Source organism: Clostridium intestinale, from assembly GCF_035905475.1.
Taxonomy (GTDB): Bacteria; Bacillota; Clostridia; order Clostridiales; family Clostridiaceae; genus Clostridium_T; species Clostridium_T intestinale.
Genome location: NZ_CP121166.1, coordinates 3766097 through 3789070 on the forward strand (window position 1 = coordinate 3766097; position 22974 = coordinate 3789070).

Genomic DNA, 22974 nt, shown 5'->3' on the forward strand with positions numbered 1-22974 from the left:
TAAGTATAAAGATACAAAAATATTATATATTTAAAAATATATTTTCCAAATAAGTAAGTGTGACTACATGCGGATTGATGTGAATTTACTATGTATAAGCTCTTTAATAAATGGAAAATTCATATTGACAATTTAAATACAAAGTGGTATTTTTAATAATAATTCAAGAAAAATATAGTATTCATACTAAAAAACTAGGCAATAACGATTAGGGGGAGAAAACATGAATATTAAAGTTAACGGAGAACAAAAAAGTTATGAAGAAATTTTAACAGTAACTGAGCTTTTAAAAGCAGAGGATGTAGAAATGCCGGATATGGTTTCAGTTCAATTAAATGGGGAGTTTTTAGAAAGAGATAGTTTTTCTGACACTAAGCTTAAAGAAAATGACGAAGTAGATTTCTTATACTTTATGGGAGGTGGAAGTATTGGACTTTAGAGATGATCAAATAGAGAGATATTCTAGACACATAATACTTTCAGAAGTTGGAGTAGAAGGACAAGAAAAACTTCTTAATTCTAAGGTTCTTATAATAGGCACTGGTGGACTTGGGGCCCCAGCGGCAATGTTTTTAGCGGCAGCAGGTGTTGGAACTATAGGACTCGTTGATGCTGATGTTGTTGATTTATCTAATCTTCAAAGACAAATAATTCACCAAACAAAAGATGTGGGCAAGCTCAAAGTCCAATCAGGAAAAGAAACTATAAATGAAATGAATCCGGATATAAACGTAATAACTTATCATGAGTTTGTTACATCAGAAAATATATTGAAGATAATAGCAGATCAAGATTATGACTTTATCATAGATGGTACAGATAATTTTTCAGCTAAGTTTTTAATAAATGATGCCTGTGTATTAGCTAAAAAGCCATTCTCTCATGGTGGGATAATAAGATTCCAAGGACAACTTACAACATATATACCTGATAATGGAACACCTTGTTATAGATGTATATTCCAAACACCACCACCAGAAGGTGCAGTTCCAACTTGTAGAGAAGCTGGAGTTTTAGGGGTTATGGGAGGAGTGATAGGAACTCTTCAAGCTACTGAAGCATTAAAATATTTGCTTGGAATCGGGGAACCACTTGCAGGATATCTTCTTACTTATGATTCATTAAAGATGCAGTTTAAGAAAATCAAAGTAAATCATAATAAGAAATGTGGAGTTTGTGGAGAACATCCTACTATAACTGAACTTATAGATTATGCAGCTCCAACTTGTGACCTTAGGCTTTAGGTTTAATTTAGGAGGGCTATAAATGATATATTTACCAAAAGTAGAGTATGAAAAGATAATTAACCAAGCTAAAGCAGAATATCCATTAGAGTGTTGTGGACTTATCGCAGGTACAAAAAAAGAAGAGGATGTCTATATAGAAAAGGTATATGCATTAAGAAACATAGATGAAAGTAGTGAACACTTTTCCATGGATCCTAAAGAGCAGTTTGATACTATTAGAGCTATAAGAGGAAAAGCACTGATATTATTAGGGAATTACCACTCCCATCCTTATACTCCATCAAGACCATCAGAGGAGGATAAGAAACTTGCCTACGATCCTAAAGCGCTATATGGAATAGTTTCGCTAGAAAAAGAGGAGCCAGTTTTTAATATATTCAAGATAACTAAAGAAGGTGTAGAAAAGTTAGAATACCTGATTAGTTAAATAATTATTTGGGGTGGATAAAATGATAAATGTATTAGAAGAGCATTTTAAAAGTGTAGAGGAATTTGATGTAAAATCAAAGCAGTATTTAAATAAAGAAATAGACCCATTAAGATTTAAAGCATTTAGAGTAGCTATGGGAATTTATGAACAAAGAGAAAAAGAAACTTACATGGTTAGACTTAGAGTACCTGGTGGAGTAATTAACCTAGAGCAGTTCGAAACAGTATCTAAACTAGCAGATAAGTATTCTAACGGGAAAATACATCTGACTTCTAGAGAAGATATTCAGTTTCAAAATGTAGAATTAACAAATGTTCATGCAATTATGGAAAAGTTAATAAAGGTTGGGATAATTACAAAAGGAACTGGTGGAAATACAGTAAGAAATGTGGCTTTATCACCATTATCAGGAGTTTCTAGTGATGAAGTCTTTGACGTAACTGCTTATGTAAAAGAGGTTACAGACTATCTTATTAAGGATCCATCAACTATGAATCTTCCAAGAAAGTATAAAATAGCTTTTTCAAACTCTCCAGAAGATACAGCCAATGCGACTATTTCTGACTTAGGATTTATTGCAAAGCTTCAGGATGGAGTTAAGGGCTTTGAAGTATATGGTGGAGGCGGCTTTGGTGGAAATCCACGAGTAGCTATTAAGTTATCAGATTTTATAGAAACTAAAGAAGCTTTATATTATGTACAGGCTATGAAAGAACTTTTTGAAAAAGAAGGAGATAGAAGCAATAAACATAAAGCTAGAATTAGATATATAGTTCATAGATTAGGGGAAGAAAAATTCCTTGAGCTATTCAATAATGAGTTAAATAGGGTAAAAGCGAGTAGAGACCTAGATTTAGTTATAGAGGACAGTGCTTTTGAAAATACTGACTATGATGCAGGATATTCTATAGAGATAAAAGATGAATATAAAAATGTTATATTCAAGCAAAAGCAAGATGGATATTATTCAGTTTATGTTCATCCTCAAAGCGGAAATATGAATTCAGAATCTATAAACAAGATAATAAATTTTGTTAAGAATTTAAGCTATGATTCTGATATTAGACTAACTACCACACAAGGATTTTATGTAAGAAACTTAAAAGGAAATGATGCAGAAAAACTAGTAGAAGAGATTGAAGATTTTTCATCTAAGTTTAATTTAGATAATTCAGTAACCTGTGCTGGAGCATCAACCTGTCAGTTAGGATTGTGTCTATCACAAGGGTTATTAAATGGGATAAAAGAAGAGTTTAAGGGAGCAAGTGATGAAATTAAGGATGCTTTACCTAGACTATTTATTTCTGGATGTCCTAACTCTTGTGGACAACATCAAAAAGGGTCAATTGGATTTAGTGGAAGAGCAATAAGATCTGAGGATGGATTAGTTCCATCTTATTCAATATCCTTTGGTGGATTTGTAGGTGCTGGTGGAGCAAAGATGGGTGAAGTTTTTGGAGATATTCCAGCTAAAAAGATTCCTAAATATCTACTAGAGCTTGCAGGGTTAAAAGTTTCTTCAGAAATTAAGGGCTTTGAGAACTTCCTAAAAGAAAAAAGAGAAGATATAAAGAAATTAGTTGAAGACTATTCTTCTGTAGATAGTGCTAATGAGAATCCAGAGCTTTATTATGATTTTGGTGCTTCTAAAAAGTTCTCTATAGAGGGTAGAGGAGCCGGAGAATGTAGTACAGGAGTATTTGATGTTATAAAGTTAGATTTAGCCAATGCAGATAGCTCACTTCAAAAATTCTCTGTAAGCAAAAACTCAGCCGATCTATATAGCGGAGCAGTATCAGCAGCAAGAGCGCTTTTAATATTAAAAGGTGTTGATACAGATAAGGATAGACAAATATTTAAAGAGTTTAGCAAACATTTTATAGAAGAGGGATATGTAAAAGAAAGTATAAAAGATCTTTTTGATGAACTTATAGATTACAAATTAGGAGATGTAAGTGATATAACCTCTAAAGAAGATGATATTAAATACTTAGCAACTAAGGTTAGGGATATGTATGCTTCTTTAAATGGACAATTAGAAATAACCTTAGCGAAAGAAACTGAAATAGAGGCAGAAAAGGTTGAAGATTCTAAATCTTCTGTTCAAGTTGTTGACTTTAGAGGTGTTCAATGTCCTATAAACTTTGTAAAAGTTAAGGTAGAGCTATCTAAGATAAAATCTGGAGATCAGAGAGGGTTTTACTTAGATGATGGAGCGCCAATAAATAATGTTCCTAAGAGTGTTGAAAAAGAAGGACACAAAATAGTTTCTATAGACACTAACTATGATGGCTATAACTTATTAGTTATAGAAAAGAAGTAGGGGGTACGTTTATGAAGTTTACCACGAAGTTAATTCATGGAAATGAGGCTTTAGATAGTACAGGAGCTACTAACACTCCTGTGTTTCTATCCAATGCATATGCTCACACTTCACCAGAAAAGCTTGAAGGAATATTTAAGGGAACAGCTATGGGGTTTGCCTATACAAGAATATCAAATCCTACTATAAATGCCTTTGAAAGAAGAATAGCTAGCGTAGAAGGTGCAATGGCGGCTACAGCAGCAGCTTCAGGTATGAGTGCTATATATCTAGCTATTATGAACATAGTTGAAAGTGGAGACGAAATAATATCTTCTTCAGGATTATTTGGAGGAACTTATACTTTATTTAGAAACCTAAAATCCTATGGAATAAAAACTAACTTTCTTGAGAATTTAGATGAAGAAAGTTTAGAAAAAGTAGTTACTGAAAAAACTAAGGTTCTATTTGCAGAAGCTATAGGAAATCCTAAGCTAGACATTTTAGATATTGAAAAAGTAAGTGAGTTCTGTAATAAACACAATATTATATTTATTGTGGATTCAACCATAACAACTCCATACCTAATAAATCCTATAAAATATGGAGCTGATGTTGTTATACACTCAACTTCAAAATATATAAACGGAACTTCTAACTCAATAGGTGGAGTTATAGTTGATGGCGGAAGTACTAAATATAAAAATGAGAAGTTTGAGAACTTCAGTAACTACTCTAAGAAGTTTGGAAAGATGGCCTTCACAGGTAAGCTAAGAGATACCATAGGAAAAGATTTAGGAGCAGCTTTATCTCCTATGAGTGCTTTCTTAAATCTTACTGGAATAGAAACTTTATCTTTAAGAATGAAACAGCACTGTGAGAATACTTTAAAGGTTGCGGAATATTTAGAAGCTCATGAGAAGGTAGTTTCAGTAAATTATCCTAAATTAAAATCTTCACCTTATTATGATTTAGCTGAAAAATATTATGAAAAAGGTGCCAGTGGGATTTTAACTTTTAGACTAGGAACTAAAGAGAGAAGCTTTAAGTTTATAAATGAATTAAAACTAATAGTTAATCTTACTAACGTAGGAGATACAAAAACACTTATAATACACCCTGCATCAACTATATGCCTAAACAATACAGCGGAAGAAAAGCTTCAAATGGGAGTTTATGAAGATCTAATAAGATTATCTGTTGGAATTGAGGATATAGAAGATATAATCGGGGACATTGAAGAAGCATTAAAGGCTATATGAGGTGATAGGATGGAGAAAAAATCAACTAATGTAGTGTGGCACAAAATGAATGTCTCTAGAGAAGATAGAGAAGAGCTATTAAAACAAAAGGGAGTTGTTCTATGGTTTACTGGTCTATCTGGGTCAGGAAAGTCTACAGTAGCATCAAGCTTAGAGAAGAGGCTTCATGATATGGGAAAACTGACTTACACCTTAGATGGAGATAATGTAAGACATGGATTAAATTCTGATTTAGGTTTTTCAGATGAAGATAGGATGGAGAATATAAGAAGAATAGGAGAAATATGTAAACTTTTTGTAGATGCTGGAGTGATAACTATAACTACTTTTGTGTCTCCATTTAGAGAAGATAGACAAAAGGTAAGGGATCTACTTGAAAAAGATTTTGTTGAGATATACATTGACTGCCCAATAGAAGTATGCGAGAAACGAGATCCTAAAGGAATTTATAAAAAGGCTAGAGCAGGAGAGATAAAACATTTCACTGGAATTGATTCGCCTTATGAAAATCCTATAAACCCAGAAATAGTGGTATCAACCCATTTAAACACCCTAGACGAATGTGTAGATAAGTTAATAGCTTATCTAGAGGAGGGTTTATGGAGCTAAAAACTAAGGTTTTAACTACGGATATTTTAATAATAGGGGGAGGAGCAGCTGGCTGCTTCTCTGCTTTAAAGGCTAGTGAAAGTGAATCAATAAGGGTCTTAGTAGCTGAAAAAGCAAATATAAAAAGAAGTGGTTGTCTAGCGGCTGGAGTGAATGCGTTAAATGCTTATATAGTTGATGGAGAAACACCACAATCATTTTTAGATTATGTAAAAGAGGAGTTTTACGGTGTTATTAGAGAAGATTTAGTTTACACAATTGCAGAGAGACTAAATAGTGTAACTAAAAAAGTAGAAGAATATGGACTTCCTATATTAAAAGATGATAAGGGCAATTACCAATCAAGAGGTAAAAGAAGTATAAAAATAAACGGTGAAAATATAAAACCACTTTTAGCAGAACAACTAGCTAAGAGAGAAAATATAGAAGTTCTAAATGGAGTTAATATAACTGATTATATAGTGAAGGATAATAAGGTTATAGGTGCTTACGGCTTCTCTATAAAAGAAAATATTTTCTATGTGATATATAGCAAAGCAACTATTTGTGCAACAGGAGGAGCTGCTGGAATATATAAACCTAATAATGCAGGCTTTTCAAGGCACAAAATGTGGTACAGCCCTTTTAATACTGGAGCGGGATATGCTATGGGAATAAGAGCTGGAGCTGAGATGACTACCTTTGAGATGAGGTTTATAGCTTTAAGATGTAAAGATACTATAGCTCCTACAGGAACTATAGCTCAAGGTATAAGAACTCCACAAATTAATGGCAGTGGAGAAACCTATGTCAGAAAGTATGGAAATCCTACTACTATAAATAGACTTCACTCAACCTTAATGGAGAATATGCAGGGACTTGGACCATGTTACCTTAAAACTCAAGGTATATCAGAAGAGCAGGGAATGGACTTATTAAAGGCTTATCTTAATATGGCTCCTAGCCAAACTTTAAAGTGGGTTGAAAATAATACATCACCATCTACAGAGAATGTTGAGATAGATGGAACTGAGCCATATATAGTTGGGGGACATACAGCTAGTGGTTATTGGGTGGATAGAAATAGGAAGAGTACATTAGAAGGGTTATATGCAGCAGGAGATGTGACAGGGGGAAGCCCTAAGAAGTATGTTACAGGATGTTTTGTTGAGGGAGAAATAGCATCTGAGGATGCCTTAGAGTATATAAAGAAGCAACAGTTAGAAACTTTAGCTGATATTAAAATTAATAGTAAGCTTGAAGAGTTAAATAAATTCTTCTTAAATGAAGAAGCTAGCATGTCTATAGAAGACTTAGAAAAAGAAATGCAGACCATAATGGATGAGTATGCAGGTGGAATATCTAAATACTATAGATATAGCAAAGAAAGCTTAACTATAGCTAAAACTAAAATCAAAGAGCTGTTTGAAAAAGTTAATAGATTAAAGGCTAATGATTTACATGAGCTTCTATTTATTTATGAAATAATAGATAGACTTCAAGTTTCAGAGGTACTTATAGAACATTTACTAACAAGAGAAGAAACTAGATGGAGATGTTATGAAGAGAATATTGATTCTCCTGAAAGAGATGATGGTAACTGGTTTAAGTATGTAAACTCTGTATATAAAGATGGGGCTATAGAGATTATTTTAAGAGATATAGTAGGAAAGGATGAAAATTATGAGCATAAGAATTCGTAAAGAAACATGTATTAAATGTGGAAAATGCTTAGAGGTTTGTCCTGGAAGCTTAATATATAGAGACTCTGAAGGCAAGGCATATATTAAGTATGAAAAAGACTGTTGGGGTTGTACGGCATGTTTAAAAGAATGCCCAGTAAAAGCCATAGAGTATTACTTAGGTGAAGATATAGGTGGAAAAGGTGCTTATCTTTATGTTAATAAACAAAAGGAGGATCTTCACTGGCATATAGTAGATAAAAACGGAAATGAAAAAGTTATAACAACCAATAGAAAAGAATCGAACAAGTATTAGGTTATAAAATCTAAGAAGGGGGAGAAGCATGGGGAGAAGAACCATAAGCCTAGCTTTAAGTTTTATTTTTATCCTTGCAATGTTAGTAGGCTGTGATTCTAAAAAAAGTAATGAAGATTCTTCTACAGTAAGAGTAGGTTTTTTTGCAAATTTTACTCATTCACAAGCTTTGATAGGTAAAAACAGAGGAGATTATCAGAAAGCTTTAGGAAGCAACATTACTATTGATTGGAAGCAATTTAATGCAGGTTCTTCAGAAATAGAGGCTTTTCTAGCAGGAGAACTTGATTTAGGATTTATAGGACCTGGACCAGCTATAAATGGATTTACAAAATCCAAAGGAGATGTGGTTATTATTGCTGGATCTACGGATGCTGGAGCTATTTTAGTATCTAAAAAGGATTCTGATATTAAAACTGTTAAAGATTTAGATGGGAAGAGAATAGCTATACCTCAGTATGGAAATACTCAGGATTTATGTCTTAGATATCTATTAAGAGAAAATGGATTAATGGAAACAACTAAAGGTGGAACTGTTGATGTAGTCCAGGCTACTAATGCAGATATAAAAACTCTTTTAGATAAAGGAGATATAGATGGAGCTTTAGTTCCAGAACCTTGGGGAGCTAGATTACAAAAAGAAGTAGGCGCTAATTTAGTTCTAGACTATAACGATATATGGAGAAATGGAGAATATCCTACAACTGTTGTTATAGCCCGTAGGGAATTTTTAGAGAATCATCCTGATGTAGTGGAAAATTTTTTAAGAGCCCATGTAGAACTGACAAGCTATGTAAATAACAATAAAAAAGAGGCAGCTTCTTTGGTTAATGAGGAAATAAAGAATCTGACTAAAAAATCTTTAGATGAAGATGTATTAGAAAAAGCTTTCAGTAGAATTACAGTAACAAATGACCCAAATCCAGAAATTATGAACGAGATGATAAATTTATCCTTGAGGGTTAGTTTTATAAAAGAAGAGTATAAAGGAAGCAATTTATTTGAATTAGATATACTTAATAAAGTTCTACTTAAGGGGGATACCAGGTGAGTTTAAGAATAGAAGCAGTAAGCAAAAGATTTATAACGAAGCATAAAGATACACACACCCTAGATACTATAAATCTCACCTTCAAAAAGGGGGAATTTATATGTCTTTTAGGCCCTTCAGGATGTGGAAAATCCACCTTGTTAAATATAATTGCGGGGCTTGAAAAACCTACAGAAGGTAGATTGTTTTTAGATGATAAAGAGATAAAAGGTGTTGGGCCAGATAGAGCGGTAATGTTTCAGGAATCAGCATTATTTCCTTGGCTTAAGGTTATAGATAATGTGGAATTTGGAATGAAGGTAGCAGGAGTTCCAAAAGAAGAAAGAAGAGAAAAGGCCTTAAAGTATATAAAAATGGTGCATTTAAGTAAGTTTCAAAACTCTTATATACATGAACTATCAGGAGGAATGAGGCAAAGAATAGCTTTAGCTAGAGCATTAACTCTAGATTCAGATGTACTACTTATGGATGAACCTTTTTCAGCATTAGATTCTCAAACTAAAAGTATCTTAAGATTACAACTTCAAAATATATGGTGGGAAACTAAAAAAACCATAATATTTGTTACGCATAATGTTGAGGAGGCTATCTTACTAGGAGATAGGGTCATTGTAATGGCAGCTAACCCTGGTAGAGTTAAAAAGGAATTTAAGATACAGCTTGGAAGACCTAGAGAAGAAGGGAATCTAGATGTTGCAGCAGTAACCGCTGAAATCATGAAAGAACTTAAAGAGGAGGTGGAGAAGGTTGCAAAAGCAGAATACGATAGTGATTGGAGTATTAAAGAAAGTAGCATTTTATATGATTCTACTAATGATCTGGGAGCTGGTTTATAAACTTGGAGTAGATGTATTTAAGATATGGAAGCCATATATTTTCCCATCTCCAATAGATGTAGCCAAAACCTTAGGAGAACTTATAAGTGATAATACTTTGTTTATAGCTATAGCAGCTAGTATAAAAAGGCTTTTCATAGGCTATTTAATATCTTTAGTAGTAGGAATAGCTTTAGGACTTTTAATTGTAAGATATAAATATTTGGATGAAAACTTTAGATCTATGATATTAGGGCTTCAAACACTACCTAGTATATGCTGGATACCTTTTTCAATCCTTTGGTTTGGAATAAATGAGCAGGCAATTATATTTGTTATAGCTATAGGATCAATATTTGCAATATCTATAGCTACAGAATCAGGTATTAAAAATGTTAATCCTATATATGTTAAGGCAGCAAGTACTATGGGAGCAAAAGGCTTTAGGCTATATTGGAGCGTAATAATTCCATCAGCACTTCCGGCTATAATATCTGGTATGAAGCAAGGCTGGTCCTTTGCTTGGAGAGCTTTAATGGCTGGAGAAATGATGTCAGCAACTAAGGGACTGGGGCAGGTCCTTACAGTTGGGAGAGAACTTGGAGATATAAGCCAAGTAATGGCTATTATGATAGTGATAATATTGTTAGGTTTTATTTTTGATAAATTAGTATTCGAAAAGTTAGAGAGAAATATTAGATATAAGTGTGGATTAGAAGTTAAATAAGAAGGGGGCTATCAAATGGATCATTTAGATAGATTAGAAGCAGAAAGTATTTATATATTAAGAGAAGCATATAAGCATTTAGGAAAGTTAGGTATGCTTTGGTCAATAGGTAAGGATTCTACAGTAATGTTATGGCTTGCTCAAAAAGCCTTCTATGGAAATTGTCCGTTTCCATTAATACATGTAGATACAACTCACAAAATACCAGCAATGATAGAGTTTAGAGATAAGGTAGCAAAAGAATATAATCTTAATCTTATAGTAAACACAAATCATAAGGCTTTAGCAGAAGGAATGGGCCCAGAGCAAGGAAGATTAGTATGTTGTAAAGCTCTTAAGACAGATGCTCTTAATGAAATCACAAAAAGAGAAGAGTTTGATGGACTTATAGTTGGGGTTAGAAGAGATGAGGAAGGTTCAAGATCTAAGGAAAGAATATTTAGTGAAAGAAATTCTGAATCCGAATGGGATTATACTGATCAACCACCGGAACTATGGAACCAATTCAAAACAGACTTCAGAAAAGGAAATCACATAAGGGTCCATCCTATCTTAAACTGGACTGAACTTGACGTGTGGGAATATATAAAGAGAGAAAACATTCCTCTAATTGATTTGTATTTTGCTAAAGATGGCAAGAGATATAGAAGCTTAGGTTGTGCACCATGTACAAATCCTATAGACTCAAATGCTACTACTATTGACGAAATCATAGAAGAACTTAAAAATACCAAGGAAACTGAAAGATCAGGTAGAGCACAAGACCAAGAGGATGCACATGCATTACAAAAACTAAGAAAACTTGGATACATGTAGGAATGGGGGGCAACATAGTGAGTAAGGAAAGAGAAAATTTAAATATAGTAGTTGTAGGACACGTAGATCATGGTAAATCAACCCTTATAGGCAGACTTCTTTATGATACAGATTCACTTCCAGCAGGGGCTATAGAGAAGGTGAAAAGAATATCAGCAGAGAAGGGAAAAAGCTTTGAATATGCGTACCTTTTAGATGCTTTTGAAGAAGAACAAAAGCAAGGTATAACAATAGATATAACAATGCTTCAATTTTTTACTGAAAAAAGAGATTACGTAATTATAGATGCACCTGGACATAAGGAATTTTTAAAGAATATGATATCAGGAGTAGCTAGTGCAGAAGCTGCAATACTAGTAGTAGATGCTAAAGAAGGTATCCAAGAGCAATCCAAAAGACATGGATATATACTTTCACTTTTAGGAATAAAGAAAGTATATGTAGCAGTAAATAAGATGGACTTAGTTGATTATTCAGAGGAAAGATTTAATGAGATACAAACTCAATTTAATGAATTCCTAAATAACTTAAATATATATCCAGAAAGGTATATTCCTATATCAGCCTTCTATGGAGAAAATATAGTTTCAAAAGCTAAAAACATTCCTTGGTATAGGGGTGGCTCAATCCTAGAAACTATGGACAGTATAAAGAAAGATCAAGGAATTGAACGTAAAGGCTTAAGATTCCCTATTCAAGATGTATATAAATTCGATACAAGAAGAATTATAGCAGGAAGATTAGAAGCAGGAACTCTAAAAACTGGAGATGAAATAGTTATATATCCAAGCGGAAAAACTACAAAGGTTAAAACTATAGAATACTGGCAAGAAAAAGATAAAACAGATAAAGTAACAGCCGAAATGTCTGTAGGAATAACGGTTGAAGATGAATTCTTTAATAAAAGAGGAGAAGTAATCTGCCATAAAGATGATCCTGTTACAGTTGCCAATGTATTTAATGCAAATATATTCTGGCTTGGAAAAACTCCACTTGTAGCTAATAAAAAGTATAAACTTAAAATAACTACAGATGAAGTTGAATTCGAAGTTTTATCAGTGAACAAGATAATAGATGCAGCAACATTAGAGAGCAAAGCTGATTTAACAGAAATCAATAAAAATGACGTAGCAGAAGTAACAATAAAAACAAAGCACGCTATATGCTTTGATGAATTCACAAAACTTCAAGCTACAGGAAGATTTGTAATTGTAGATGGATATGATGTAAGCGGCGGTGGAATTATATCTGGAGTTGAGGATTCTTTAAGAAGAGAAATTAAAGAGCTTAAAACTAATAATCTAGCAATTAGAAAAAGACTTGTAACTAGGAAAGAAAGAGAAGCTAAGCTTAATCAAAAAGGAAAAGTAATATGGCTTACAGGGCTTCCTGGTTGCGGAAAAAATGAGATAGCAGTTAAGCTTGAAAAGAAATTATTTGATTTAGGTAAAAAGGTATATTACTTAGACTCCTCTAATTTAAGATTCGGATTAAGTTCAGACTTAGCATTTGATAGAAAAGATACGTATGAACAAACAAGAAGAATTGCAGAAGTAGCGAATCTTTTTGCAGATAGTGGAACAATAACAATAGTTTCAGCAGTAAGTAGATTCAAAGAAGACAGAGAATATGCAAAAGATATCATAGGTAAAGACAGCTATACAGAAATATATGTAGAAGCTCCTAGTGAAATCTGCAAAAAGAGAAATCCAAATGCATTTAAGAATGATAATGCAAAGGAATATCTATATGAAAAATCAGATTATCCAACACTTTCTCTCTATATAGATGATGCTGAATTTAACTCAGATAAAAAAGCAGAAGCTATTTTAGAAACTCTTAATTTAACAGTAGAATATTATATATAAATAGAAAAGACTCACTATGTTCTCTGGTATAGTGAGTCTTTTTTCTATGTAGAGCTAATGGGAAAAGTTATAATAAATGAGGTTTCTTCTATAGAACTTTCAACAATTATATTTCCTTCATGAAGTTCTATAATATTTTTAGCTATAGCGAGTCCTAAGCCTGATCCCCCAGATTCTTCTGAACGAGATTTTTCAACTCTATAAAATCTCTCAAATATAAAGGGGATGTCTATAGCTGGTATAGGTTCACCATAATTTATAAATTTAAGAATTACTTTATCAACATTTTTATGTACGTATATATCTATAAAAGGACTAGACTTAGAATGTTTTACACAATTAGTTATGAGATTTTCGAAAGCTCTTACTAATTTATTTACATCCCCGAAAATAAAGATTTTTTCATCAGGAAAATATAACCTACATTCCATATTAGCTTTTCTAAAATTCAATCTATTCTCAAGAGTAATTTGATTTAATAACTCTATTAGATTTATATTTTCTTTAGATAGTTTAAGTCCATAATTATTTAAGGTAGTAAGTTCAAACAGATCATCTATTAAAAATTTTAATCTTTTAGATTTTAAGTAGGCTATATTAGTATAGTGCCTTAAGGTAAGTTCATCTTTATATTTATCTGAATCAACTAGTTCTAAATATCCTATTATAGAAGTAAGAGGGGTTCTTAAATCATGAGATATATTAGTTATAAGATCTCTTTTAGTCTGCTCAGATTTACGTTCTTCTAAAATGGCATCATTAAATTTACTCATTATGGTATTTATATTTTTAGCAAAACCTCCTAATGAAAGTTTTGGATTTACGGGAATACGAGCTTTAAAATTACCGTTAGATATATCCTTTACTTGATTGCTTATTTCTAAAAAGTATATAATCTTATTTTTAGAAACCATATGAAAGCTAAAAAGGAATATAAAGATTGCAAAGATATTTTTAATCAAATCAAAGTTCAATAATAACCTAAATTTATATATATACATTGTTAAAGTTGAGTTATCACTAACTATAAAAAATAAAAAAGCTTTCCAAATAATTAAGGACATTAGAAAGATTAAACCAGTAAGCAATACTGGATAAATAAACATAGATAATAATAGTAATTCATGTTTATAAATATCAGATTTTTTCAATTTTATATCCCACCCCCCAAACAGTATGAATGATTTTTTCACCTTCGGTATAATATTCAAGTTTATCTCTAAGATTGCTTATATGAACCATAACGGTGTTATTTGATTGGTAATACTTTTCTTTCCATATCTTTTCAAATATTTCTTCGCTAGAAAAGATTCTGCTAGGGTTTGTTGCTAAAAGAATCAGTATATCGAATTCTTTAGCAGTTAAGGTTATCTCGTTATCATTTACGGAAACAAAATGTGTAGACTTCCTAATAGACAAATTACCAAGCTCTAATAAATCATCATCTTTGTTTATTTCAGAGGAGTTATTGAATAAATAAGTCCTTCTCAATAAGGTTTTTACACGAACAACTAATTCTAAGGGATCAAAAGGTTTAGTTATATAATCATCAGCTCCAGTTAAAAGGCCGGTGATTTTATCTGTGTTTTGTCCCTTAGCACTGAGCATTATTATTGGTATATTCATAGTTTGACGGATTTCTCTACACACTTCTATACCATCTATACCGGGCATCATTACATCTAAAATTACTAAATGGGGAGTTTCTTTACTTAACATATGTAAAGCGGAATATCCATCTGATGCCTTAAGGATTGAGTAACCTTCATTACCCAAATATATTTTTAAAAGGTTTAATATTTCTTTGTCATCGTCTACAAGTAAAATTCTTTCTCTCAATTTTATCACCCCAGTAGATTATAATACAAAATTATTTCTCTAGGTATTGTTCTAATACTAAGTCCTTAGTAAATATCTCTTTTGAAGCCTTTTTCCCAACATAACGTATATGCCAAGACTCGTAACTATATCCAGTAATAGATTCTTTCCCTAATGGATATCTTATAATGAAACCATACTTATAAGCATTTTTTGATAGCCATTTTGCTTCTGGAGTGTTTTCGAAAATCACATAAGAATCCTTAGTTGTTACATCCATAGCTAGACCTGTTTGATGTTCGCTGTATCCTGGTTTCGCTACGTATTCGTCAGCATGTTTTCTCCCTTGCTGCTTAATAGTTCTCTCATAAATTGCTTTCTGAGTAGAATAGGAGCGGTATCCAGATAAGGAGTATAAATAAATATTATCCTTTTTTGCAGCATTGAATAATTCTTCTAAAGCTGTTGAGGCTTCTTTTCTCAAAAAATGCTCTTCCTCAATTGAGTTTGGGGAAAAATTAACATTTGGTATAGTTAGGTCATCAGGCTTATAATCTTTATCTAATTTATTATCTTTATTTACAAGCAACAAAATACTAGAATAATCCTTTGAATTGTCTATAGAGGATTTTATTAAGTGTTTAGGAAAACTAATTAATATTAGTATCAGTAGTAATATTAATAAAAATACTTTTTTATTACCTCTCCTTCTCTTATTATACCTCTTCACAGTTTATACCTCCTAAATATTTATCTGATATCTAGCCCAAAGTGGCAAGATTTTAGCCTTATTGCTCCCTGCGAGAATAAGTTCAATAAGGCAATTTTACAGATAATTATTAAAGAGGCTTATAATTAAACCTTAAGAAACCTAAAGAAATTATTAATAAGTTAGTATATTTAAGAAATTCGTTAGATTATATAAAAATAGTGGCTAAAAACTAGATTTTCACTTAGTTTTTAGCCACTTATAATATTATAATTTTCCTAAAGTTAGCTTTCCAGAAGAAACACTTAGATTATAAGCATTACCTCCATCTTTATATTTTGCAACACCACTTTTATTATCTTTATTAAAGTCGGATAGGGGGAAGTCCAACACTATACTTCCAGAAGATCTTTTATATCTAACTTCAAAACCATTATTATCAGGTAGTAATATATCTGTTTTACCAGAAGATACTTTAGAACTTAAGGTTTCAGGAGTTATTTTGCTAGATATTTTTGTGCTACCACTAGAGGTTTGAGTATCTATATTAGAGAATTCTCCCTCTACCACTAACTTACCAGAACTAATATCTGTTGTAATGATGTTAGATTTAATAGCTTTCCCATTAAGAGTACCGCTTGACAATCCCAAATCCGTGTTTTCAGCAGTTAGATTTTTTAAATCACAAGTGCCTGAACTAAGATATACATCTAAATTTTTAAAGTTCAGACCATCCATTGAAAGTTTACCAGAGGACATAGATATAGATAAATCATCAGAATAATCTTTTGGTATATATAAGTCTATTTTCTGAGAAAAAATCTTCACACTAAAGAATCTAATTTTGTTAGGTTTAGTAAATATAAGAGAATTACCTTCTTTTGAAATAGAAATTAAATCTTCATTTTTAAGAGTAGAAGTTGAGCTTTGCAAAAGCTTAACTTCAGTAGAATCTGTAGGATATATAGTTACTAGTTCACTTCCAAAATTTCTTAAGTCTATTTTATTAATAGAGTCAATAGAAGCTGTCAGCTCGTTTGTAGAATTATACTTACTATTTAATCTAAATATAAAATCTGTAGGACTAAAGTTTCCACGTATTAAAGACACTAATATAAATAAAGACACAATTGCTAATATAGAAGAAGCAATTATTCTTGCTATAGCAAACTTTTTATTCATAACTACCTCCTTTTCTTTAAGTCGAAGGCAGCTGAAATAATCTGATCAATTGCCGCACCTATGACAAAAATTATCCAAGAGAATGGCCAAGCATTAAAATAAAAACTTATAACAAGATATATAGATACAATTGTAATCCACATAGCAGAAGTGATTGATTTTTTAATTCGCACATTTTCTGAATTAGCAGCTTTCCATTCTTTAAATTCTTCAACCAAGGTTTCATCCTTTTTAAGATATTTAGGACTAGTCATTCCTGTATATATAAGAATTCCAGTAGCTATTGCTATACATATAAACATAGGTATAATTCCTAAATCCTCGTTTAGAGAAAGAATATCAAAAATTATTATAAAGCAAGGACTCAAGATATATAATCCAACTGCTACAGCTACTAATAAAGCAGATTTCTTTTTTCTTTCATCAATTAAATCCGAGTTAACTTCATCTGGAGAGTTAAGGCGATTAATTAATTCATCCACATCTCCTATACTTGAAATAACGATATTGCAAGCTTCATCTTCCGGATATCCATCTGACATTAAATCAGTGTATTTCGCATCTAAGTTTGAAAGCAGCTCTTCTTTTAAGTCGTAAGTTTTCTTATTTTTAGGTGCATCTTCAAATAAGTTGTTAACGTATCTATAAAGTTTATCATTCATTAATAACCCCTCCATTAAATTAAACTATCAATTAGTTTTTTTGTTCTTTCCCATTCCGCTTTATTATAAGTATAAGATTCACGCCCAAGCTTCGTTATTGAGTAGTACTTTCTTCTGGCAGCTGTATTTTCTTCTCCCCAATAAGAAGTTATTAAACCTGCCTGTTCTAATCTACGAAAAGCTGTATATAAAGTTGCTTCTTTTAATTCGTATTCATTATTTGTTTTCATTTGTATGGATTTATTTATTTCATAGCCGTAGCTATCTTTTTCTAATAATTGAGATAAAATAATAGTCTCTGTATGACCTCTAATCAAATCTGATGCAATAGACATAGTTTCCTCCTTTGCAATATATCGTCTCTATAGTTATATAATATAAATATATACCTCGCCTGTCAAGGTATATCTGAATAAAAAAGCAAACAATATTAAGTTTATAAAATTAGTAATTTAGGATAAATTTATTTTAATTTTGTCAGAAAACTATTGTATAAACAGATTTTATGTTAAAATTCCTAAACACAGAAACACAGAAACACAGAAACACAGAAACACAGAAACACAGAAACACAGAAACACAGAAACACAGAAACACAGGAATATAGGAACATAGAAGTGTAGAAATTATTAGACTTAAAGGTTTTGTATAAAAAATAAGAAGCCTCTTCGAGACTCCTTATTTATAGCTGATTAAACAGCCACTTCCATCTTGATTGAAGGATGATGTTTATAATCTACAAGTTTAATATCATCAGGTGTAAAATCGTAGAAGTTTTTAATTTCAGGGTTTATCCAAAGTTTAGGTGCATCATAAGCTTCATTGGCTCTTCCTAGTTGAATTTTAAGTCCTTCTACTTGATTTTCATATATATGAGCATTGTTAATTACATGAGTAAATAGACCTGGTTTTAATCCTGTTGCTTGTGCTACTAAATGAACTAATACTGCATACTGGCTGGTGTTAAATGGAACTCCAAGTCCCCAATCTCCACTACGTTGTACAAGCATACAGTTAAGTTTTCCGTCAGTTACATCCCACATAGTTAAGAAACAGCAAGGATGAAGTGGAGCGGTATCTAAATAAGGAATCTGCCAAAGGTTAATCATCATTCTTCTATCTTGAGGATTATTTCTTAAAGCTTCTAAAAGATTATCCATTTGATTAAACTTTTTTACTACCCATCCATAAGATGTTCCTATAGTACCATCATCTTGAATCCATTCATCCCATATGGATACATTTTGCTCTTGAAGTTTCTTTACATCATTTGATTGATCTTTAAATATCCAAAGAAGTTCTTTAACAGCAGTTTTAAAAGCTACAAATTTTGTTGTTAATATAGGAAATTCTTTTTCTAAGTTAAATTGCATTATTTGATGGGGAAGTTTATAAGTTCTGATTCCCGTTCTGTTGTTGTCGAAGTATCCATTTTCTAAAATTTCTTCAGCTATTGCTAAATATTTTTTATCATAAAGACTCATTAATTATTCATCCTTTCTTATTTCCAAAAATCCTACATTAATTTTATAATAAGTCGGCGATTATGTAAAATTAATTTAATTGTTTTATTGAACTTTTGTTCTCATTGATGTAATTAAGTCAATAATAAGATATAATATAAGAAGAATATTAAAGAAATTGAGAGGTGGGTTACGTTGGCTTATAAGGCTTTATATAGAGAGTGGAGACCTAAGACCTTTGAGGATATAATAGGTCAGGAACATGTAACAACTACATTAAAAAATCAGATATTAACTAATAGAATAGCCCATGCCTATCTTTTTTGTGGTACTAGAGGAACAGGAAAAACCTCTACTTCAAAGGTTTTTGCAAAGGCTTTGAATTGTCTTAATCCGCATGATGGAGAACCATGTAATGAGTGTGAAATGTGCGTAAAGATAAACGAGGGTTTAGCTATAGATATAAGTGAAATGGATGCTGCATCTAGAAATAAAGTAGAAAATATGAGAGATATTATTGATGAGGTTCAATATCCTCCTCAAGAAGCTAAGTACAAGATATACATACTGGATGAGGTTCATATGCTTACAACTGGGGCTGTAAATGCATTTTTAAAGACTCTAGAAGAGCCACCAAGTAATGTTATTTTTATTTTAGCTACCACTGATCCACAGAAGCTACCTATTACGATTCTTTCAAGATGCCAAAGGTTTGATTTTAAGAGAATATCTAATAATCATATGGTAAATAGGCTGAGAAAGATAGTAAAGGAAAAAGGGGTATTTGCAGATGATAAAAGCTTAGCTCTTATATGCAGAGTTTCTGATGGGGCTATGAGAGATGCACTTAGTATATTAGATCAATCTATATCTATGGGAGATGGAAAGGTTGATTATGATGAATTAGTATCTATGCTTGGACTTGTAACGAATGATCATTTACTAAAGATAACAGATGCTGTTATAGAAAAAAACATAGAGAAGACTATGCGAGTAATTGAGGACATTGTGTTTTCTGGAAAGGATATGTCTTTATTTATAAAAGATCTTACAAGCCATTTTAGAAACCTTCTTATGGTTAAGGTAACAAATAATCCAGAAGAAGTTTTAGACATGTCAGAAGAGAATATAGAGCTAATAAAAGGGCAAGGAGAACGCTTAAGAATAGAAGAGATTATGAGAGACATAAGAATCCTTCAAGAGTGTGAGGAAAGCTCAAAGGTTAGTAAGCAGGCAAGACTCTATATGGAATTAGCTGCTATAAAGATGTGTAAAATTGAATATGATACTTCTAAAGAAGTAATAATATCTAGAATAAATAGAATAGAAGAAGCTATAAAAAGCGGAAAGATAGCTGTTAGAGCAAAAGCAGAAACTAAGGAACCAGATATGGTTAAGGAATCTAAAGTAGCTCAAGTCACTAGAAGATCAGAAAAGAAAGAGGATGCTTCTATAAATACTAGTTTTAATGAAGATTCCAAAATTAGTATAGATGAAGTTAAGAGGGCTTGGAAAGATATACTAGAGAGGTTTAAAGCTAGAAGGGCTATGGTTGTATACGCTTCTCTTAGCACTGGAAAACCAGTATCTTGTAATAATGGGGTCATCGAAATTCAATATGAAGATCAATATGGTTTTAATAAGTCTAGGCTTGAAAAGCCAGATACATCTAAATTAGTAAATGAAGTGTTTAGTGAAGTTCTAAAGGATGGAGTAAGGGTTAAATATTCTGTAATAACTGAAGAAGTTAGAGGTAAAACTACTGAAGAAATACTTTTAGATACGATTGGAGAAGATGCTTTAGAAATTTTAGATGAATAAAAGTTGTAAATACTTTATATAGTAAGGAAAGGTTTGTATAGTCAAATAAAATACTATATAATATTAGTAGATTTATTGTTATAAGGAGGATAAGACATGGCAAAAGGTGGATTCCCTGGCGGTGGACTTGGAAATATGAATAACTTAATGAAGCAGGCTCAAAAGCTTCAACAAGAAATGGAAAAAGTGCAAAAAGATTTAGAGGTTGCTGAATTTGAAGCAACAGTTGGTGGCGGAGCTGTTTTAGTTAAAGTTAATGGTAAAAAAGAATTAACTCACATAGAAATAAAACCAGAAGTAGTAGATCCTGATGATGTTGAAATGCTTCAAGACTTAGTTCTTAGTGCTGTAAATCAAGCTATAAAGAAAGCAGATGAAGAAACATCAAGCAAGATGGGAAAATTAACAGGCGGAATGGGAATGCCTGGAGGACTATTTTAATAGACTAGAATGAGAAATTGAAATATTTAGGTGTGTCTTAAGGATTTATTATTTTTAAGTCACACCTGTATTGTTTCTGAGAGGAAGGGAAATAAATGGACTTTTATCCTATTGCTATAGAAAAATTAATAGAAGAATTTGCGAAGTTGCCAAGCATTGGAAATAAGACTGCGCAAAGATTAACTTTACATATATTAAATCTTCCAGAAGATGAGGTTAAGGATTTTGCAAGAGCCTTAGTTCAAGCTAGAGGAACTATAAAATACTGTTCAGTATGTGGAAATTATACAGATAAAGATCCTTGCGCTATATGTTCTAACCCTAGTAGAGAAAAAAATGTTGTGTGCGTAGTAGAGCAACCTAAAGATATAATGACAATGGAGAGAGTAAAAGAATTTAATGGAGTATATCACGTGCTTCATGGAAATATATCTCCTATGCAGGGAAGAGGTCCTCAAGATATAAAGATAAGAGAACTTGTAGCTAGAATGAATTCCGATATAGAAGAAGTAATAGTTGCAACTAACCCTAATATAGAAGGTGAAGCTACAGCTATGTATATAGCTAAGATTCTTAAACCACTCGATGTTAAGGTAACTAGAATAGCAGCTGGTATTCCTGTAGGTGGAGACTTAGAATATGCAGATGAAGTCACTTTATCCAAGGCACTTGAAGGAAGAAAACAAATATAATAGAAACCATGTTTTTAGATAGGCATAAGCTAAGAACATGGTTTTATTTTATAAATTATTAAAAAGATATATGAATATGTTTACAAATATGATAGAATTATAAGTATATACTTTTAATAGATGGAGGGTAAATCTATGAATTATTATATGACCTTTGATATTGGTGGAGGATCAGTAAAGTATGGCATAATAGATGAAAATGCTGAAATAATAGAAAAGGAATCTTTTAAAACCCCACATAGTGGTGATGGTGAAAAAGATCTAGATGAGCTTATAAAAAACATATCAGAAGTGACAAATGAATTTAAATCTAAATATAATTTAGTAGGGGTAGCTCTTAGTGCACCAGGAGCAGTTAATAACAAAACAGGCTTTATAAACGGTGCTAGTGCATTGCCTTATATACACGGTCCTAATATTAAGGAGTTAATAGAAAATAGTACAAACTTAAAAATGGCTATGGAAAACGATGCTAATTGTGCCGCTTTAGCAGAAGTTTGGAATGGAGTAGCTAAAGGTTGTAAAAATGTGTTATTCGTAGTATGTGGAACAGGTATTGGAGGAGCTGTTATAGTTGATGGAAAGCTTCATACAGGTAAAAACCTTTATGGTGGAGAGTTTGGCTTTATGATAGCTGAAGCTGATTTTAAAAATAAGAAATTCTCAACATGGAGTGATAAAGGCTCTACTAATGCGATTGTAAGGAGAGCAGCTGAGCTTAAAGGAATAGATAAAAGTGAGTTAGATGGTAAAAAAGTTTTTGAATTAGCTGATAATGGAGATGAAGATGCAATTTTAGCTATAGATGAGTATTTTGAAACAACTGCAAAATGTATATACAATTTACAATACTCATTTGACCCTGAAATAATAGTTATCGGGGGAGCTATAAGCGCAAGAAAAGATTTAGTTGAAAGAATAGAACAAAAGCTAGATATAATACATGAAGGAATATCTATTGCAGATATAAGAGCTAATATAAAAGTATGTAAATATTTTAATGATTCAAACTTATTAGGAGCTGTATATAATTTTAAGGCTACCTATAACTAATATAAAAAAATGAGTATGATAATATAAAG

General features: G+C 31.9%; 24 protein-coding genes. 17 read left to right on the plus strand and 7 right to left on the minus strand.

Going from position 1 to position 22974, the window contains the following annotated elements; translation table 11 throughout:
* Positions 1-223 precede the first annotated feature (223 nt).
* The 13 genes from thiS to P8F83_RS19285 are packed head-to-tail and all read left to right on the plus strand — an operon-like array spanning position 224 to position 13104.
* Entirely contained in the window at positions 224-439 is a 216-nt protein-coding gene (gene thiS, locus P8F83_RS19225; RefSeq protein WP_073021663.1) for a sulfur carrier protein ThiS, read from the plus strand.
* Positions 429-1244: a HesA/MoeB/ThiF family protein gene (locus tag P8F83_RS19230; protein WP_326512306.1), complete on the plus strand. Its 816-nt coding sequence runs from the start codon at positions 429-431 to the stop codon at positions 1242-1244. Before thiS ends, P8F83_RS19230 begins: the two co-directional genes overlap by 11 nt.
* 22 nt (positions 1245-1266) lie before the next feature.
* Entirely contained in the window at positions 1267-1674 is a 408-nt protein-coding gene (locus P8F83_RS19235) for a M67 family metallopeptidase (protein WP_326512307.1), read from the plus strand.
* Positions 1675-1696: 22 nt separating this feature from the next.
* Positions 1697-4000 carry a sulfurtransferase TusA family protein gene (locus P8F83_RS19240; protein ID WP_326512308.1) on the plus strand — a complete coding sequence of 768 codons (2304 nt, stop codon included), beginning with the start codon at positions 1697-1699 and terminating at the stop codon, positions 3998-4000.
* 11 nt (positions 4001-4011) lie between these two features.
* Entirely contained in the window at positions 4012-5241 is a 1230-nt protein-coding gene (locus P8F83_RS19245) for an O-acetylhomoserine aminocarboxypropyltransferase/cysteine synthase family protein (RefSeq protein WP_326512309.1), read from the plus strand.
* Positions 5242-5250: 9 nt separating this feature from the next.
* Complete coding sequence (gene cysC / locus P8F83_RS19250) at positions 5251-5850, plus strand: adenylyl-sulfate kinase (protein WP_326512310.1); 600 nt, start codon at positions 5251-5253, stop codon at positions 5848-5850.
* Positions 5841-7532: an adenylyl-sulfate reductase subunit alpha gene (locus P8F83_RS19255; protein WP_326512311.1), complete on the plus strand. Its 1692-nt coding sequence runs from the start codon at positions 5841-5843 to the stop codon at positions 7530-7532. The genes cysC and P8F83_RS19255 overlap by 10 nt, the downstream gene beginning before the upstream one ends.
* Entirely contained in the window at positions 7513-7827 is a 315-nt protein-coding gene (locus P8F83_RS19260; protein WP_073021647.1) for a 4Fe-4S dicluster domain-containing protein, read from the plus strand. The genes P8F83_RS19255 and P8F83_RS19260 overlap by 20 nt, the downstream gene beginning before the upstream one ends.
* Positions 7828-7855: 28 nt before the next feature.
* Positions 7856-8878, plus strand: coding sequence for an aliphatic sulfonate ABC transporter substrate-binding protein (locus P8F83_RS19265; RefSeq protein ID WP_326512312.1), 1023 nt, complete (start codon positions 7856-7858; stop codon positions 8876-8878).
* A complete protein-coding gene (locus P8F83_RS19270) occupies positions 8875-9714 on the plus strand; it encodes an ABC transporter ATP-binding protein (protein ID WP_326512313.1) in 840 nt (279 codons plus the stop codon). Before P8F83_RS19265 ends, P8F83_RS19270 begins: the two co-directional genes overlap by 4 nt.
* Entirely contained in the window at positions 9680-10420 is a 741-nt protein-coding gene (locus P8F83_RS19275; protein ID WP_326512314.1) for an ABC transporter permease, read from the plus strand. Before P8F83_RS19270 ends, P8F83_RS19275 begins: the two co-directional genes overlap by 35 nt.
* Positions 10421-10435: 15 nt before the next feature.
* Positions 10436-11236 carry a sulfate adenylyltransferase subunit CysD gene (gene cysD, locus P8F83_RS19280; RefSeq protein WP_326512315.1) on the plus strand — a complete coding sequence of 267 codons (801 nt, stop codon included), beginning with the start codon at positions 10436-10438 and terminating at the stop codon, positions 11234-11236.
* 17 nt (positions 11237-11253) lie between these two features.
* Positions 11254-13104, plus strand: coding sequence for a GTP-binding protein (locus tag P8F83_RS19285; protein WP_326512316.1), 1851 nt, complete (start codon positions 11254-11256; stop codon positions 13102-13104).
* A gap of 44 nt (positions 13105-13148) precedes the next feature.
* Here P8F83_RS19285 and P8F83_RS19290 read toward each other — a convergent pair whose 3' ends face one another.
* From P8F83_RS19290 to P8F83_RS19320, 7 genes are all read right to left on the minus strand, one after another.
* Entirely contained in the window at positions 13149-14255 is a 1107-nt protein-coding gene (locus P8F83_RS19290; RefSeq protein WP_326512317.1) for a sensor histidine kinase, read from the minus strand.
* Positions 14242-14943, minus strand: coding sequence for a response regulator transcription factor (locus tag P8F83_RS19295; protein ID WP_326512318.1), 702 nt, complete (start codon positions 14941-14943; stop codon positions 14242-14244). The genes P8F83_RS19290 and P8F83_RS19295 overlap by 14 nt, the downstream gene beginning before the upstream one ends.
* A 31-nt stretch (positions 14944-14974) precedes the next feature.
* Entirely contained in the window at positions 14975-15652 is a 678-nt protein-coding gene (locus P8F83_RS19300; protein ID WP_326512319.1) for a M15 family metallopeptidase, read from the minus strand.
* A 246-nt stretch (positions 15653-15898) separates the two neighbouring features.
* Positions 15899-16813, minus strand: a complete 915-nt coding sequence (locus P8F83_RS19305) for a DUF4097 family beta strand repeat-containing protein (RefSeq protein ID WP_326512320.1) — start codon at positions 16811-16813, stop codon at positions 15899-15901.
* A 2-nt stretch (positions 16814-16815) separates the two neighbouring features.
* Positions 16816-17475 carry a permease prefix domain 1-containing protein gene (locus P8F83_RS19310; protein ID WP_326512321.1) on the minus strand — a complete coding sequence of 220 codons (660 nt, stop codon included), beginning with the start codon at positions 17473-17475 and terminating at the stop codon, positions 16816-16818.
* A gap of 14 nt (positions 17476-17489) precedes the next feature.
* Positions 17490-17810: a PadR family transcriptional regulator gene (locus P8F83_RS19315; protein WP_021803892.1), complete on the minus strand. Its 321-nt coding sequence runs from the start codon at positions 17808-17810 to the stop codon at positions 17490-17492.
* A 357-nt stretch (positions 17811-18167) separates the two neighbouring features.
* Positions 18168-18959, minus strand: coding sequence for a thymidylate synthase (locus tag P8F83_RS19320; protein ID WP_326512322.1), 792 nt, complete (start codon positions 18957-18959; stop codon positions 18168-18170).
* A gap of 174 nt (positions 18960-19133) precedes the next feature.
* Here P8F83_RS19320 and dnaX point away from each other — a divergent pair, with 174 nt between their 5' ends.
* The 4 genes from dnaX to P8F83_RS19340 all read left to right on the plus strand — a co-directional run bounded on the left by dnaX (position 19134) and on the right by P8F83_RS19340 (position 22945).
* On the plus strand, positions 19134-20759 hold the full coding sequence (dnaX, locus tag P8F83_RS19325) for a DNA polymerase III subunit gamma/tau (protein ID WP_326512323.1): 1626 nt from the start codon (positions 19134-19136) through the stop codon (positions 20757-20759).
* A gap of 96 nt (positions 20760-20855) precedes the next feature.
* Positions 20856-21200, plus strand: coding sequence for a YbaB/EbfC family nucleoid-associated protein (locus P8F83_RS19330; protein ID WP_073021619.1), 345 nt, complete (start codon positions 20856-20858; stop codon positions 21198-21200).
* A 95-nt stretch (positions 21201-21295) separates the two neighbouring features.
* Positions 21296-21892 (plus strand): recombination mediator RecR, encoded by a 597-nt coding sequence (gene recR / locus P8F83_RS19335; RefSeq protein WP_238905178.1) that lies wholly within the window; start codon positions 21296-21298, stop codon positions 21890-21892.
* A 135-nt stretch (positions 21893-22027) separates the two neighbouring features.
* Positions 22028-22945: an ROK family protein gene (locus P8F83_RS19340; protein WP_326512324.1), complete on the plus strand. Its 918-nt coding sequence runs from the start codon at positions 22028-22030 to the stop codon at positions 22943-22945.
* The last annotated feature ends 29 nt before the right edge of the window (positions 22946-22974 follow it).

Bases quoted from the DNA above. Each gene is read 5' to 3' on its own strand.
- P8F83_RS19260 (WP_073021647.1), top strand. From the start codon at position 7,513: ATGAGCATAAGAATTCGTAAAGAAACATGTATTAAATGTGGAAAATGC.
- P8F83_RS19275 (WP_326512314.1), top strand. From the start codon at position 9,680: ATGATTCTACTAATGATCTGGGAGCTGGTTTATAAACTTGGAGTAGAT.
- cysD (WP_326512315.1), top strand. From the start codon at position 10,436: ATGGATCATTTAGATAGATTAGAAGCAGAAAGTATTTATATATTAAGA.
- P8F83_RS19255 (WP_326512311.1), top strand. From the start codon at position 5,841: ATGGAGCTAAAAACTAAGGTTTTAACTACGGATATTTTAATAATAGGG.
- P8F83_RS19245 (WP_326512309.1), top strand. From the start codon at position 4,012: ATGAAGTTTACCACGAAGTTAATTCATGGAAATGAGGCTTTAGATAGT.
- P8F83_RS19235 (WP_326512307.1), top strand. From the start codon at position 1,267: ATGATATATTTACCAAAAGTAGAGTATGAAAAGATAATTAACCAAGCT.
- P8F83_RS19315 (WP_021803892.1), bottom strand. From the start codon at position 17,810: ATGTCTATTGCATCAGATTTGATTAGAGGTCATACAGAGACTATTATT.
- P8F83_RS19330 (WP_073021619.1), top strand. From the start codon at position 20,856: ATGGCAAAAGGTGGATTCCCTGGCGGTGGACTTGGAAATATGAATAAC.
- P8F83_RS19320 (WP_326512322.1), bottom strand. From the start codon at position 18,959: ATGAGTCTTTATGATAAAAAATATTTAGCAATAGCTGAAGAAATTTTA.
- P8F83_RS19340 (WP_326512324.1), top strand. From the start codon at position 22,028: ATGAATTATTATATGACCTTTGATATTGGTGGAGGATCAGTAAAGTAT.
- thiS (WP_073021663.1), top strand. From the start codon at position 224: ATGAATATTAAAGTTAACGGAGAACAAAAAAGTTATGAAGAAATTTTA.
- recR (WP_238905178.1), top strand. From the start codon at position 21,296: ATGGACTTTTATCCTATTGCTATAGAAAAATTAATAGAAGAATTTGCG.
- cysC (WP_326512310.1), top strand. From the start codon at position 5,251: ATGGAGAAAAAATCAACTAATGTAGTGTGGCACAAAATGAATGTCTCT.
- P8F83_RS19305 (WP_326512320.1), bottom strand. From the start codon at position 16,813: ATGAATAAAAAGTTTGCTATAGCAAGAATAATTGCTTCTTCTATATTA.
- P8F83_RS19310 (WP_326512321.1), bottom strand. From the start codon at position 17,475: ATGAATGATAAACTTTATAGATACGTTAACAACTTATTTGAAGATGCA.
- P8F83_RS19265 (WP_326512312.1), top strand. From the start codon at position 7,856: ATGGGGAGAAGAACCATAAGCCTAGCTTTAAGTTTTATTTTTATCCTT.
- P8F83_RS19240 (WP_326512308.1), top strand. From the start codon at position 1,697: ATGATAAATGTATTAGAAGAGCATTTTAAAAGTGTAGAGGAATTTGAT.